Origin of the sequence: uncultured Parasphingorhabdus sp., from assembly GCF_963975735.1 — a bacterium.
Lineage (GTDB): Bacteria > Pseudomonadota > Alphaproteobacteria > Sphingomonadales > Sphingomonadaceae > Parasphingorhabdus.
Genome location: NZ_CAXBIA010000008.1, coordinates 45,276 through 60,016, shown reverse-complemented (window position 1 = coordinate 60,016; position 14,741 = coordinate 45,276). Strand labels below are relative to the sequence as shown.

The 14,741-nt window shown below is 56.5% G+C and carries 12 protein-coding genes; 7 read left to right on the top strand and 5 right to left on the bottom strand.

What is annotated here, in order from left to right:
* From gspG to gspM, 3 genes are read left to right on the top strand one after another with little or no spacing between them, the layout of a single operon-like run.
* On the top strand, positions 1-468 hold the full coding sequence (gene gspG / locus AACZ86_RS10365; RefSeq protein WP_339692162.1) for a type II secretion system major pseudopilin GspG: 468 nt from the start codon (positions 1-3) through the stop codon (positions 466-468).
* Between the two features lie 12 nt (positions 469-480).
* Positions 481-1,605, top strand: coding sequence for a hypothetical protein (locus AACZ86_RS10360; protein ID WP_339692161.1), 1,125 nt, complete (start codon positions 481-483; stop codon positions 1,603-1,605).
* Positions 1,602-2,075: a type II secretion system protein GspM gene (gene gspM, locus AACZ86_RS10355; protein ID WP_339692159.1), complete on the top strand. Its 474-nt coding sequence runs from the start codon at positions 1,602-1,604 to the stop codon at positions 2,073-2,075. The genes AACZ86_RS10360 and gspM overlap by 4 nt, the downstream gene beginning before the upstream one ends.
* A 19-nt stretch (positions 2,076-2,094) precedes the next feature.
* Here the strand turns inward: gspM and AACZ86_RS10350 are convergent, their stop codons facing one another.
* Both AACZ86_RS10350 and AACZ86_RS10345 read right to left on the bottom strand, forming a co-directional pair.
* A complete protein-coding gene (locus AACZ86_RS10350; RefSeq protein ID WP_339692155.1) occupies positions 2,095-3,183 on the bottom strand; it encodes an acyl-CoA desaturase in 1,089 nt (362 codons plus the stop codon).
* Between the two features lie 153 nt (positions 3,184-3,336).
* The gene (locus AACZ86_RS10345) at positions 3,337-4,029 is read right to left on the bottom strand and encodes a hypothetical protein (protein WP_339692152.1); all 693 of its coding nucleotides are present in this window, start codon (positions 4,027-4,029) and stop codon (positions 3,337-3,339) included.
* Between the two features lie 174 nt (positions 4,030-4,203).
* Between AACZ86_RS10345 and AACZ86_RS10340 the strand changes: the two genes are divergently transcribed.
* Together AACZ86_RS10340 and AACZ86_RS10335 are read left to right on the top strand one after the other, a co-directional pair.
* Positions 4,204-5,601, top strand: coding sequence for a cytochrome P450 (locus AACZ86_RS10340; RefSeq protein WP_339692149.1), 1,398 nt, complete (start codon positions 4,204-4,206; stop codon positions 5,599-5,601).
* Positions 5,602-5,982: 381 nt separating this feature from the next.
* A complete protein-coding gene (locus tag AACZ86_RS10335) occupies positions 5,983-6,354 on the top strand; it encodes a DUF4345 domain-containing protein (RefSeq protein ID WP_339692148.1) in 372 nt (123 codons plus the stop codon).
* Here the strand turns inward: AACZ86_RS10335 and AACZ86_RS10330 are convergent.
* Together AACZ86_RS10330 and uvrA are read right to left on the bottom strand one after the other, a co-directional pair.
* The gene (locus tag AACZ86_RS10330; protein ID WP_339692146.1) at positions 6,351-6,686 is read right to left on the bottom strand and encodes a phosphotyrosine protein phosphatase; all 336 of its coding nucleotides are present in this window, start codon (positions 6,684-6,686) and stop codon (positions 6,351-6,353) included. The two genes, AACZ86_RS10335 and AACZ86_RS10330, sit on opposite strands and share 4 nt — an antisense overlap.
* Entirely contained in the window at positions 6,683-9,703 is a 3,021-nt protein-coding gene (uvrA, locus tag AACZ86_RS10325) for an excinuclease ABC subunit UvrA (protein WP_339692144.1), read from the bottom strand. The genes AACZ86_RS10330 and uvrA overlap by 4 nt, the downstream gene beginning before the upstream one ends.
* A 178-nt stretch (positions 9,704-9,881) precedes the next feature.
* Between uvrA and AACZ86_RS10320 the strand changes: the two genes are divergently transcribed.
* Both AACZ86_RS10320 and AACZ86_RS10315 read left to right on the top strand, forming a co-directional pair.
* Positions 9,882-10,727, top strand: coding sequence for a caspase family protein (locus AACZ86_RS10320; protein ID WP_339692142.1), 846 nt, complete (start codon positions 9,882-9,884; stop codon positions 10,725-10,727).
* Between the two features lie 30 nt (positions 10,728-10,757).
* The gene (locus tag AACZ86_RS10315; protein WP_339692140.1) at positions 10,758-12,197 is read left to right on the top strand and encodes a hypothetical protein; all 1,440 of its coding nucleotides are present in this window, start codon (positions 10,758-10,760) and stop codon (positions 12,195-12,197) included.
* Between the two features lie 63 nt (positions 12,198-12,260).
* Here the strand turns inward: AACZ86_RS10315 and AACZ86_RS10310 are convergent, their stop codons facing one another.
* Positions 12,261-14,291, bottom strand: coding sequence for a hypothetical protein (locus tag AACZ86_RS10310; protein ID WP_339692139.1), 2,031 nt, complete (start codon positions 14,289-14,291; stop codon positions 12,261-12,263).
* Positions 14,292-14,741: the final 450 nt, after the last annotated feature.

The window sequence follows — 14,741 nt, the reverse complement described above, 5'->3', positions numbered from 1 at the left end:
ATGACGACTGAAATTGAGAACGAAGAAACGGCTCCGGAAGCCAGGAAGCAGCAAAAGCGCAACGGCTTCACTCTGGTCGAGTTGATGGTGGTGATCTTCATCCTTGGCCTGCTGACGACGATTGTCGTGATCAATGTATTGCCCAGTCAGGATAAAGCGATGGTCCAGAAGGCGCGGGCGGATATTGCGACGCTCGGTCAGGCGCTGGAAATGTACCGGCTCGACAATCTGGCCTATCCCGGATCGTCCGACGGACTCCAGTCCCTGATCGCGCCACCCGCATCGCTGGCGACCACGGCCCGCTACCGGAAAGGCGGCTATATCAAGAAGCTGCCCGACGATCCGTGGGGGCGGCCCTATCAATATGACAATCCCGGCCGTCAGGGCCCCGGTTTTGATCTCTATTCGCTGGGCGCCGACGGCGCGCCGGGCGGCGAAGATGACAATGCCGATATTTACGCCGAATAAGAACAGCAGCGCGTGAACCCAGATCTTCTCCTGATCGCCTTTCCGGCCGCCGATGACGAAGCGCTCTATTGGTGGCGCGTCGCCGACGGCGCGGTACAGGGGGCAGGATGCGATCCCGATCCCCGGGCTGCTTCGCAGACCGATGGTCCGGACGAGGCGCAGGCGGATATTCGCGTGGTTGCTCTAATTGCATCGCATTTGACGATGATCATGGCGCATGAAGCGATCAGCGACGTGACCGACAATCAGGCGCTTGCCGCTGCGAGTATGACGGCGAAAGCCAATAGTCTGGACAGCGCGAACCTTCACATCGTCGCGACAATGGACGATGCAGGCGCGGTCGTCACGGCGTCGGTCGGACGGGATATATTGTCCGCCGGGCTGGTCCGCTTGCAGGCGCTGGAACTGGACCCGGACGCGATCATTCCCTCGGGCTGGTTGCTGCCGGGTACCGGTGACGGGGCGGTGTCGGCAGATTTCGGTTTCGACCAGGTCATTCGCGCGGACAATCTTATCGCCACCGATGATCCGGCGCTGCGCGAGATTCTATTTGCCGATCAGGCCATTGTGCCGGTCACCGGCGATGCATTTGACGCCATGCTGGCCGGTGCTTCCGAAAAATGCGATCTGAATTTTCGCAGCGGGCCGTTTGCGAAAAAGACGCGGCGGGCGATGGACGCAACGCAAAAGCGCCGGCTCGGCTGGATGGCGGCGGCGCTGGTTGTTGTCTCGCTCGCGGTTCCGCTGGTGCAACTGGCGAAATTTCAGTGGGCGGCGAGCGAAGCGGACGAGGCGGCTCTTGCCAGTGCCGCTCCCCTCGTTGGCGAGCAGGAAAATCCGGACAGCGCCGAACGCGCGCTCGACCAGCGGCTGGTCGCCGAGAACCGCGGCAATATCATGTTCCCGGTTCCGGCTTCGGCGCTCTATTCCGCGCTGCAACAGGTCCCGAACGTATCGATTACCCGCATGGCTTATGGCGAGAACGGGATCGTGTCGGCGACATTGTCCGCTGTCCGTAACGAGGATATCAATCCGGCCCTGCTGGCGATGCAGGAAGCGGGCTTCCTCATCACCGCGACCCCGCGCACCGATGCTACGGGGTCAGCACAAGCGGATATTACGGTGAGGGCGCCATGATCGACAATGCGAGAAACTGGTTTGCCGGGCTCAGCCAGAGGGAGCGGGTCTTGGTCGGGGTTGCGGGCATATTGTTGGCGGGACTGGTCGGCTATTATGGCATCGCACGACCGGTGCTCGGTGCGATGACCGCTGCCGAAGAACGCTATGTCGGTGCGGTCGAGCAGCAGGCGCGGATCGAGTCGAAGGTTGCTGCGCTTCAGCAGCCGGTCGACGGGACGACGGTGAAGTTCAGCGGCGCGATCGATGCATTCGTCAGCCAGAGCGCGGGGGAGACGGGAATCGCGGTTGGCTCCGTCGTTCCGCAGTCAGGCAACCGGGTCAACATGGTGGTCGAATCCGCCAAGCCGACAGCATTATTCGGCTGGCTGGCACGGATCGAACGGGAGGGAGTCGCGGTCGAGGCGCTCAACGTCAGCCCGGCTGGCAATGGCGCGGTCTCCGCGACGATCACCTTGCGCTCACATTAGCCGAACGCTTTGCTGTCGGCTATTCAGCCGGCTCGATATGGGGCTGTCTGTCCTTGGCCGGGAACATCACGCCGCCATCGTCAGCCGACATGGCTTCCGGTTCGGCCAGGCCGGGGATTGCGACTTTCGCTTTTTTCTGGACCCATTCACCCTTTTCGTTGCGAATATAGGCGGGGGCGCGCTGGACGTTCCAGACCAGACCCATTTTTTCCCATAGATAGATGATCTGGCCGTTGAGATCGAATTCCCACCAGGCCACTTGCGACGATGCCGCGCGCGGGTGCTGGTGATGGTTGTTGTGCCATCCGTCGCCAAAGGTCATCCACGCCATGAACCAGTTGTTCCGTGAGCCGTCCTTGGTCTTGAACCGCTGCGAGCCAAAAACATGGCCGATGCTGTTCACGCCCATGACGAAATTCAGGAAGAAGAAATTGCGGAAGAAGCCGCCGATCAGGATCGTGCCGATGATATATTCCGGTCCGCCAAAGGCCAGCGCCCAGAGAGCCGGCAGGATGATGCTCGAGAAGATTGCGATCGACCAGCGATGCTTGTGGCACCACAAGACCTGCGGATCGTCGATCAGGCCTTTGCCATATACGCGCATGTCGGAGGTCGTATTATCGAACAGCCAGCCGAAATGGGCGATGCCCAGCCCTTTCAGCTTGCCCATCTTCTTGCCGTGGCCGTCGACATAGGGGCTGTGCACGTCACCGACATCGTCGGAAAAAGCGTGATGGCGACGATGGTCGGCTGCCCATTTCAGGACCGAAGCCTGACAGGCCATTTGCGCCATGATGCCCATGGCGAGACGCATTTTCGGTCCCGCTTCGAAGGCGCGGTGGGTGAAATAGCGGTGATAGCCGATGCCGACGCCCATGTTGATCAGGGCGAAACCGAACAGAAAGGCAGACCATTCTACCCAGCCGGTCGAATAGGCGAGTGTCCAGTAAAGGGCGCCGAGTGAACCCAGCACCATTGTCGAAAGCAATATGCCATATTCGATGCGCTTTGCCCGCGCCGCCGGTCCGCCAATGATGACGCCATGCTGCGGATGCTGTTCCGACGGTGTGTAGTCATCGGGTTGAATATCGCTAAATGCGGTCGCCATCGCCAAAATTCCTCGAAACTTCACTCGGGAACCCAGGATATAGGCTATTCACTATGATTACAATTGTCTTAACCATTCGCCTGACAATCGGCAAAAAGCCGCCAAATTCAATCATTTGCCAAGCTATTGTCGGCAGATGAACGTCAGCCCGACCTAGTCGTCGCTGACCTTCAGGCGCCCGTTGCGGTTGGTTCTCGGTGAAGAGCGAGGGGGGGCTGCACGCACTGGCCGGGATGTTTCCACTGGCCGTGCAGCGGGTTCGGCCCGACTTTGGGGCTGTTCGACCGCTCTCGCTGGCCGCCGGCCAGTTGTTCCCGTCCGGTCACCGCGATTGCGGTTCGGTGCGGCCTGGCTATTTCGGTCGGGTCGCGTTGTCGCCGGACGATCACCGCGGCCATTGCGCGTTCCAATATTGTCGCCCCGATTGCCGCGCCGTTGATCCTGCGCGCCGTCACGACGATCGCGTCGCTCGGCTCGCTGCTGCGGATTACGACTGCGGTCTCTGACGTGATGTCCGCCATATTCGGCCCGTTGTCTGGCCCAGTGGCGCCGGTGATTGTCACGCATGGCATGGCGCCTGCCTCCGCGATCGAAGATATAGACACCATAGCCGGGATAATAATATTGATCATACCAGCCACCGCCGAAGCCGATATTGGCAAAGCCATAGCCGGAATCGCACGCATAATAATCGTCGAACGGCGCATAGGGATCGCAATCATAGCCATTGTTGACATAGCCGTCGCCATAATAGCCGGCACCGCCATACATGCAGCCGCCCAGACTCAATAATGCTCCCGCTGCCACAGCGGACTTCAGGGCCCGGGCCATCGTAAATTGCGTCATGATCTTTTTCCTCGAAACCGGCCCTGACGGCACCAGATGTGCCGGGTCGCGATTCTGCGTCTTTCTTGTCCCGGCTATCATGTTGCGATTGAATAAACGATGAATGGAGGGTCTTGCTGACATTGATGAAAGTAGCTAGTAAGATCATGTAAAACTATTTCAGGAGTTCGGCCCGTGGCGACAATTTTAGCAAAACCGCATGGATATCCCTATGAGGAAAGTGCCAATCCGCATTGGGTGAAGACTCCGGGCGAAGACCAGTTGGCGCATATTCCCGGCGAAAACGGCATCCCGATATTCGGAACAACGCTGAAGGTGATCAAGGATCCGATCGGTTTCGGGAAATATATGTTCGACCGCTACGGCTCGGTTTATCGTACCTATAGTTTCGGCAAGCAGAATGTCATGCTGCTCGGAGCAGATGCTACTGAAATGGTGATGTTCAACAAGGACAAGATATTTTCTAGCGAGCAAGGCTGGGGTCCGGTGCTGAACAATCTCTTCCCGCGGGGGCTGATGCTGATGGATTTCGAACGGCACAGAGCCGACCGCAAGGCGCTCTCGGTTGCCTTCAAGCCCGGACCGATGAAGCATCATTGCCAGGTGCTGGGCGAAGGCATATTGGACCGTGTCGCCGAATGGGGCGATACCGAATTCGAATTTTATCCGGCGATAAAATCGCTGTCGCTTGATACCGCTGCGAGCGCGATTCTCGGCATCCCCTGGGGACCGGAAGCGGACAAGATCAACAAGGCATTTGTCGATGAAGTCCAGGCTTCGATCGGTATTGCACGCAAGCCGATCCCGTTTACGAAGATGTGGAAAGGCGTGAAGGCGCGCGAATATCTGCTGGAGTATTTTACGCCGCAAGTGAAGGAGCGCCGGGCCAAGGGCGGCGAGGATATCTTCACCCAGATCTGTCTGGCAACCCATGAGAATGGCGAACTGCTGACCGAGGATGAGGTCGTCGACCACATGAACTTCCTGATGATGGCAGCCCATGACACGATCACCTCTTCGGCGACCAGCATGGTCTATTTGCTGGCCAAGAATCCCGAATGGCAGGACCGCCTGCGCGAGGAGTGCCTGTCGGTGGCGCCGGCCGGTACGGTGCTGACCATGGAACAATTGGGCAAGCTCGACCTCACCGAAATGGCGTTCAAGGAGTCGCTTCGCCTTATTCCGCCGGTACCGAGCATCCCGCGTCGCGCGCTCAAGGAATTTACCTTCCGCAACTATACGATCCCGGCCGGCACAAATGTCGGCATCAGTCCGCAATTCGTCCACAAGATGGAGAAGCACTGGCCCGATCCGGAAAAATTCGACCCATTGCGCTTCACACCGGAAAATAGTGCCGGACGGCATAAATATGCGTGGGTACCATTTGGCGGTGGCGCGCATATGTGTCTCGGCCTGCATTTTGCCTATATGCAGATCAAGATATTGATGCATGCCATGCTCACCCAGAACCGTATCGTTTTGCAGGGCGGTGATGATCATGAGCCGGAATGGCAGGCTTTTCCGATCCCGCAGCCGAAAGACGGACTCCCGGTTCGGCTTGAACGGCTCTAGCGGGCTTGTAACTGAAGGTCGCGATTCAGGCTTCGGATGATCGGAGTGCCTTCGCCCATTTCTCTGCTGATTGTCGCTTTACGACTGATATTGCACACAAAAATTGACAGTGCGATTCCTCCGTGGCAGTCTTCATTGATCAACGAAGAGCAGAACCGGTCGAATGGGTCATCGGTGGTTCCGGGATTTGCGATGAGTGTGAGCTTTCTTTCAAAGGGAAAGGGCTTTCACGGCTTGTGAATCCATTCGTTGGCCTGAGCCGTATGAGGGGGCTTCGCAATTGGACGAAATCACAACCTCAATAATCATGGCTGGGCAGCCAGTCTGCAAAGTCACAAACTCTTCTCTGTTCGGAGGGAAGGGAAAACAGGGGGATATCATATGATCGCGTTTCGCTTTGCCACAATATTGATTAGCTTCATTCCGCTTTGGTTCGGCGTGAACGGAATATTTTTCGGAGCGGCGGAGCATATGGGGGGAGACCCGTTCAGCATCGCGCTGGATAACCAGTATCGCTATTATTCCGGCGTTTATCTCGGGGTTGCCGCGATGTTTTTCTACAGCGCCGGCGATCTGAGGCGACGGGCCAGTCTGTTCCGCTTCGGGATATTGTTTTTCTTCATCGGTGGATGCGCAAGGGCGGTATCCTACCTTACCGTAGGCCCAGCACCGACCGAGCAAATCGGAGCGATGGTTGTCGAATTGCTGTCACCGTTGCTGCTGCTTTGGCAGGCGAAGGCGCTACGCTATTAAGAGAAATATTCCGGGAATTTGGATTTTATTCTGGTGACAAGATCCGGTTCCATGAACTTGTAATTGTCCGGAATAGCAAGATTTCTGACGGGCTTATCCTTCAGCAATTCGCCAAATGTCCGGGTGATCTTCTTCTTGTGGGCGGTCTCCATCACATAGATGATATCCGCCCATATGATCAGATCGCCGGATAGCGGTGTTTCGGCGTCATTGTTCGTGCCTGCGGAAATGGCAGTTACCGTTTCCACACCATTCAACACCGCTTCGGCAGTGGGACTGCGCAATCGGTTGCGGGAACAGACAAACAACAGCTTCCTTTGATCGCGGCTCACTTCGCCAGCATATCCTTCAGATAGCCGCCGGTGAAGCTTGCCTTGACCTTGGCGACCTCTTCCGGCGTGCCTTGCGCGACGATCTCGCCGCCGCGCACGCCGCCTTCGGGGCCGAGGTCGATGATATGGTCGGCGGTCTTGATGACGTCGAGATTATGCTCGATCACCACCACGCTATTGCCCTGCTCGACCAGCTGGTGGAGCACCTCCAGCAGCTTTCGGACATCCTCGAAATGAAGACCGGTGGTGGGCTCGTCGAGAATATAGAGTGTCTGTCCGGTTGACCGTTTCGACAGTTCCTTGGCCAGTTTGACCCGCTGCGCCTCGCCGCCGGACAGGGTTGTTGCCTGCTGGCCGACTTTCACATAGCCGAGGCCGACTTCATAGAGCATGGCCATCTTGTCGCGGATCGGCGGCACTGCCTTGAAGAAGCTGACCGCGTCCTCGACCGTCATGTCGAGAATATCGGCGATCGACTTGCCCTTGAATTTCACTTCGAGCGTTTCGCGATTATAGCGTTTGCCGTGGCATTCCTCGCAAGTGACGTAAACGTCGGGGAGGAAGTGCATCTCGATCTTGATCAACCCGTCGCCGCGGCAGACTTCGCAGCGGCCGCCCTTGACGTTGAAACTGAACCGGCCGGGCTTGTAGCCGCGAACCTGCGCCTCGGGCAGGCCGGCGAACCAGTCGCGAATATTGGTGAACGCGCCTGTATAGGTCGCCGGGTTCGAACGCGGGGTGCGTCCGATCGGCGACTGGTCGATATCGATGACCTTGTCGCAATATTGCAGGCCGGTGATTTTCTCATGCGCGCCGGCAATCACCCGCGCGCCGTTGAGCGTGCGGGCTGCTGCTGCGTAAAGCGTGTCGATGGTCAGCGAGCTTTTGCCCGAGCCGGACAGGCCGGTGATGCAGGTAAAGGTGCCGAGCGGGATCGAGGCCGTGACATTCTGCAGATTGTTGGCGGTGGCGCCGTGAACGGTCAGCTTCTTGCCATTGCCCTTGCGCCGTTTCTTCGGAACCTCGATTTCGCGGGTTCCGTTGAGATAGGCGGCGGTCAGAGATCTCTTCGATTTCAATATCTGTTTGAGCGTGCCTTCGGCGACAACCTCGCCGCCATGGACACCGGCACCCGGGCCCATGTCGACGACCCAGTCGGCGGTGCGGATCGCATCTTCGTCATGTTCGACCACGATCACCGTGTTGCCGAGATCCCGCAGCCGCTTGAGCGTGGTCAGCAAGCGGTCATTGTCGCGCTGGTGCAGGCCGATGCTCGGTTCGTCGAGCACATAGAGCACGCCGCTGAGGCCCGAGCCGATCTGGCTGGCCAGACGGATGCGCTGGCTTTCGCCGCCGGACAATGTACCGCTGGTCCGGTCGAGATTGAGATAATCCAGCCCGACATTGTTAAGGAATCCCAGTCGCTCGATGATTTCCTTGAGGATCGGTTCGGCAATCTGGCTCTGCGTCTTGTTGAGCTGTGCGCCGAGACCCTCGAAAAATTCCAGCGCATCACCGACGCTGCGCCGGGTTGATATCGAGATATCCTCGCCCGCGATCTTGACCGCCAGCGCTTCCGGCTTGAGCCGCGCGCCGTGGCAGGTTTCGCAGGGTGCCGCGGCCTGGAACTTGGCCAGTTCTTCCTGCATCCATGCGCTCTCGGTCTGCAGCATCCGCCGTTTGAGATTGCCGACGACGCCTTCGAACGGCTTCTTCACTTCATAGGATTTGCGCCCGTCCTGAAAGCGGAGCGTGACCGGCAGACCCTGCGTACCGTTGAGGACGATATCCTGATGATGTTCGCTCAATTCGTTCCACGGCGTGTCGAGATCAAATTCGAAATGCCGGGCGAGGCTGCCGAGCACCTGCATATAATAAGGCGAGGGCGGGTTGGACTTCGCCCAGGGCACGACCGCGCCCTTCTTGATGCTCAGCGCCGGATTGGGCACGATCAGCTGGGTGTCGAAATGCAGCTTCTCGCCAAGACCGTCGCAGGACGGGCAGGCGCCTTGCGGGGCGTTGAACGAGAATAAACGCGGTGCGATTTCCTCGATGGTGAAGCCGCTGACCGGGCAGGCGAAGCGTTCGGAAAAGACGATCCGGTTTGGCGGGAGGCCGGTGCCTTTCATTTTGCCCTGCGGCGAATCAGCATTTTTTCCGTTCGCCTCGAGCGCAGTCGAGAGGGGTGTCTCGACTTCGCTCGACACGAACGGAGTTTGGGCTTCCGCGACACTCGCCGTTCGTGCTGAGCTTGTCGAAGCACGGTTGGCAATCGCCAAAGCCTCCTCAACCGTCCCATCAGCCAAATCCACAAAAGCCAAGCCATCCGCCAGCCGCAGCGCGGTCTCGAAACTGTCGGCCAGCCTTTGTTCCATGCCTTCACGCACCACGAGACGGTCGACGACCACCTCGATGTCATGCTTGTATTTCTTGTCGAGCTTGGGCGTTTCCTCGATATCGTAAAATTCGCCATCGACCCGGACCCGGGTGAAACCGGCCTTCTGCCACTCCAGCAATTCTTTGCGATATTCGCCCTTGCGTCCGCGCACCACCGGCGCGAGCAGGAAGAAACGGGTCTTTTCGGGCAGGGTCATCACCCGGTCGACCATTTGCGAAACGGTCTGCGCGGTAATCGGCAAGCCGGTCGCCGGCGAGTAAGGCACACCGGCGCGCGCCCAGAGCAGGCGCATATAGTCATAAATCTCGGTCACCGTCGCGACGGTCGAGCGCGGGTTGCGGCTGGTGGTTTTCTGCTCGATCGAGATCGCGGGTGACAGCCCCTCGATATGCTCGACATCGGGCTTCTGCATCATCTCGAGAAATTGCCGCGCATAGGCGCTGAGGCTCTCGACATAGCGCCGCTGCCCCTCGGCATAGATGGTATCGAACGCAAGGCTCGACTTGCCGCTGCCGGACAGGCCGGTGATCACGATCAGCTTCTCGCGCGGAAGCTCGATATCCACGCCCTTGAGATTATGCTCGCGGGCGCCTTTTACTTTGATGTGGGTCAGACTCATGAGCGTGCTTTGCAGAAGATGCCGGAGAGAGTCCAGCGGGCCAAAGGGACAGGGTGATCTGCGCTATATGTTCAATGTTTGTTCTGTTTTCAAGAGGGGAGTTTTTGGGGGAGCGTGACGGGGGTCACGGGTGTTGGGGAGCTATCGGGAGCATTTAAATCGAAACATGGAGGATAAGATGGCAGGATATTCACTACACATCGGTTTGAACAGCGTCGATCCCAATCACTATGATGGTTGGGACGGTGCATTGAATGCGTGCGAAAATGATATGCACACCATGGCAAATCTAGCGTCAAGCGCGGGATTTGAAAATCTGGGGAAACTCCGGACGACGGCCGCTACCCGTGATAATGTATTACGTCATATTCGCGTAGCTGCCGAGAAAACGCAAAAAGGTGATATTTTTATGATCACCTATTCGGGACATGGCGGCAAGGTTCCCGATTTGGTGGAGCCAGACGATTTTGGAGACGATGAGACCTGGTGTCTGTTTGACGGTCAACTGATGGACGACGAATTGGTTCGGGCCTGGGCGGCATTTGTTGAGGGTTGTCGCATCCTGATTATCTCCGATAGTTGCTACTCTGGCGGAATGGAAAAAATGGCATTCGGTGGTTCGGCGGACGGATTTTCTTATGGACCAGACGTTCGTGTGAGACGAGCCCCCGCAACCATTCTTCAAAACACTTATTTTGCAAACCGAAAATTTTATGAAGGATTGCAAGAAGTCACCAAACAAGCGCTCGGGGATGTCTCTGAAGCTCAAATAAAGGCCTCAATGCAGTCCACCGGACTTCTGCTTGCGGCCTGTCAAGATTTCGAACTGTCCTACGAAAACCCCTTCGGTGGCTTCTTTACAACGGCTTTGGTCAAAACATGGAACTATGGTCGATTTGAGGGAAACTATGACGACTTTCGAAATCGGGTCGCAAGTGAAATCCCAAGCTACCAAAACCCTACTAATAAGGCATTTGGAAAGAACACCAACATCTTCCCATTTGAAAAACCATTTTCGATTTAGACTGAACATCACCGAATAAGGAGAAGGTCAATGCGAGTCGCGCTGATTGTTACCGCCAGTCTGTCGGTTTTTTTAAGTGGTTGTGCTACTGTAAAGACGCACGGATTCAGACATGATCAATCTAATGCTGAAGGCATGAGTTATTTTCTGCCGAAACGAGAAGTTGCTTTTGTCGGTGCTAGAGCGCCGTTGCGAAAGGCGGACGTAGAGAAAAAAATCAAAGCAGCCGTGACGGCATTGGGTGCTGCAGAGGATGCAGAAAAAGCAGCTAAAATAGAAAAAGCGGCGGCAGACAACGCATTAAATGCGAATCCGATCAGTAGCTTGAGAAGGCAGAAACTCCAAGACGATGCCACGATAGCGGAGTTCAAAGCCGGCGACGCACAACGGACTCAACTTCTCAAGAAAGCAGAAATCATAGACTTGGAGGACACGCTGCGAACTTTTGGAGATAAAGCCTGTATTTATTCGTATGATGTAAAGCTGGAACTTCAACCGTTCTCTCCAGACCCCTCGGCGAGATTTGTTGCAAATTTGAGTCATAATATACTTCGAGATGATGAGCAGAAATTTATGGTTTCCAGCGACGGGTTACTTTCTTCCGCAAACGTTACCGCTGCTGACCGGACCGGCGATGTTATTGTGGAGCTAGCTGGAGCATTCGCCGCATTCGGAGGGGGCTCATTGCCAGTCGCTCGTTCCAAGGTTGTTGGCGAGGAACCTGTAGCGCCTGTGAACTGTGATACACCAATCAAGGATTTCCGATATATCTTTGATCCGATCAGCGAGGACGAACGCAAAAAGGTGAATGACGAACTGAATCGAGCCAATTGGCCATTTTTTGTAGATGCGGAAGTGAAGAACTTATTGGAACAACGAAGTGATGCCGAAGCGCCTTCACGTAAAGTGCCATTATTGACTTCAAATACCTTCGATCATTCGGGGAATTGCAAAAAGGAGCCAATTCAGAATGCGTCGCAACAGAAATTGCAACTTTGTCAGCCTGTCGACGGGCTTTTATATCGTACGGCGTTGCCAGCTACGATAACCATTCGGCAGTGCGTTGGAGGGTGTAATCTTTCTCAACGTACTCCGGGAGTTCCCGTCCAAGGTGCACTTGTAGCTCTCCCGCAGGCTGGACCGGTCAGCTATATTCCGTTACGCTCGTCGGCATTCGTTAAGACAGTGGACAATATCGTATTTGACAAAGGTATGCTGACATCGTGGGAAGCAAATCGGCCAAGTGAAGTGCTCGAAATTGTCCGCCTTCCGATCCGCTTATTGAAAGCAGTTATATCAGTTCCGGCCGAGATTCTACAACTCAGGGTAAATTACTCCAGCCAGGCAGAAAGCTTGTCAAGCGGTTATGCCAAACAGCTGGAAGCTCAACAGAAACTGATTTCCTTGCAACAGTGTTTTCGGAAGGCTGAAAACACCAATGGTGATCCATCTCTATGCTTAGTTGAATAATTTGTTTCGGAGCTGGACGTCCAGTTGTGGTGCTAGTTGTATCCTATGTCCCTGCTTCTAATACTAAACACCGCCCTTAACCCGCCCAAAAACCTTCCGGTACCGCTCAAAAAACCCAACCATCTCCATCGACCTTTTGCTCTTCATGTCGCAGAAGAACTTGCGGTTCCATCCCTTCGCCGTGCCCAGATGCACCATCGCATAGACATAAGCGAGTAACCCTGCCGAAAGCGCGAACGCCGCTCCCATGCCCGCCGCTGCCCACACGACCGCCGCGACCACCGGATAGGCCAGCACCGGAAAGCTGATCGCCTTGCGGTAATTGAAGATCGCCTTGCTCTCCCGTGTCGGCAATCCGAATTTCCCGACCAGCGTCGAGGTAAACGGCAGCCGGTTGTGGATGATCGCTGCCGGGACTTTGACCCACCACGGCACCGGCGCGAACAGGATCGTGCCGAGGGCGAGCAGCTCGAAAAACGGGTAGCGAATGACCAGCAGCGCCAGGACTTTATAGTCGTGATATTGTTTCGCTGTGTGGGTGAGCAGCTCGTCGACGCCGTCCACCGCATAGCGGCCGGTCTCGCGGAAGCGGAACACATTGTTCGGGAACATATAATATTTCATCAGCCCCTTGAGGCCGGGCGTGTCGCTGCGTTTCGGGCGGATGCCGAGTAGTCGCGCGACCTCGTCGGTATAGGTGCCGTACCAGACCAGATGGTCGGTCTTGCTCTCCGGCCGTCTGGCATAATAGTTCGCGTTATAGGTTGCGATCCGCTGTTCGATATTGGCGTTGACGCTGTGGCGGAATTCCGGATCGCTGATCATCCGGTGGACCAGCAGGCATTGCATCTCGCTGATATTGTTGAGCCCGCCGGTGAAGGGACGGGTGAAACCGATGGTGTAGATGTTGCGCAGGCGGGGGGATATCACACCGAGAAACTGTTGCCGCGTCTTGTAGATAAAATGCTCCGACGCTTGATCGCCGCAAAGCCGGATTTCGGGGATATTGGGCACTTCCTGATCGCCGTCGATAATCTCGTCAAACGTCGCCGTCTCGCCGCCCTCGGTCAGCGTCATCGCTTCGCGGTCAAGCGTGGCGACCGCCTTGTCCCACAATTTCACATGGCCATGTTCGAGGAAGAAGGGCAGGTCGTTGATCAGATAGCCGTCGCTGATCTTCTGCTCGAGCGTCTCGTCGCAATAGAGTTTGTAGACATCGATCGGCCAATATTTGATCGCGATATGACCGTTTTCAATCGGTGCCCTGGCTTCGAAAAAGGTCCGGAGACTTTCGTGCGGCCGGATGCTCTTGGGGTGGCGCACGCCGAGGCTGTTGCGGTCGAAAAACTTCGCGAACCAGCGGTGGATCAGGCCGTGAATATAGCCGCCGTCGATGAACGCACGATAGCTCCATTTGCTGACTTCGGAGAAATTGTGACATTCGAGCTGGTCGAGCGGGACGAAACGCGGGCCGTCGTCGAATGGCGAGAAGGTGGCGAACATCTTGTCGAGCATGATGAAGCCATTGGTGACAAGATGCACTTTCGCGCCATGAGCGACCAGCTTGGCGATCAGCAGGTTGGAACTGTCGCCGGTCGAGGTGATCGCGACATTCTTGCCGGCATAGCTGGCATCAATTTTGATCTGCTTGAGATTGGCATTCATCTGCCGCCGGAAAGCGGTGGCGACGACGACATGCTGCGCGCGGAACTGCTCGCCACTCTCTAGGTGGACAATGCTGTGATCCGGATGATTGTCGATACTGCCGACCCGCCCGTGGTGGATATGGTCGGCGTAGCGCGAGGCATATTTCTTGTGGATCGCGTAAAATTCGCGAGCGGTCGGGAAACCGTCGGTAAAATCCTCGCCCTGCTCTTTCAGCATCTCGACCAGTTCGAAGGAATAGACGCTGCTCTGCAGGGAACTGACCAGATCGAAATCCAGCGCATCGGCGGCTTCCAGCTGTTGCCAGATCGGGGTCATTTCCGACACCATCAGCCATTTGATCCCGCTGGCGTCGAGCTCGCGGACCAGCGGCATGGTCGAAAAACCGCCGCCGACGATCAGGACATCAATTTCCCGTGCTTCCACCATATTGGCCCCCTGCAGCGATCCGACGCTTTTACAACTGGTAACCGGTAAGAGCAGTAAATCCAACGCTCTTTTGAATATGGCGCGGGACAGGCCTTAATAGAGCACTTTCCACCAGGTGCGGGCAGGGCAGCATGCTTATTCTTTCGTCGACGGTCGATAGCCGTTGGTCGAATGAAAAACAGCGCAGCGCGCCTTCATGCTATCCAACTGGCAGCTGAGTGAACATCCGGAAAGAGCGTCATAAGCTCGCGGGTCGCATCGAAGCTCAATCATGGGGGATGGTGCCAGAATGCGGATTCGCAAAATCTGGTCCGGGAATATTGCCTACCGCATGGGCAAGCTCCTGTTCCCGGGACAAGCTGGTCTCGCGTCCGCCCCCCTACAGGACGTGGTCCCTGCGACGCTTCTGGTGCCATCCTCTTTGTTTGCGCCTCTTCAGGCACAGCAAAT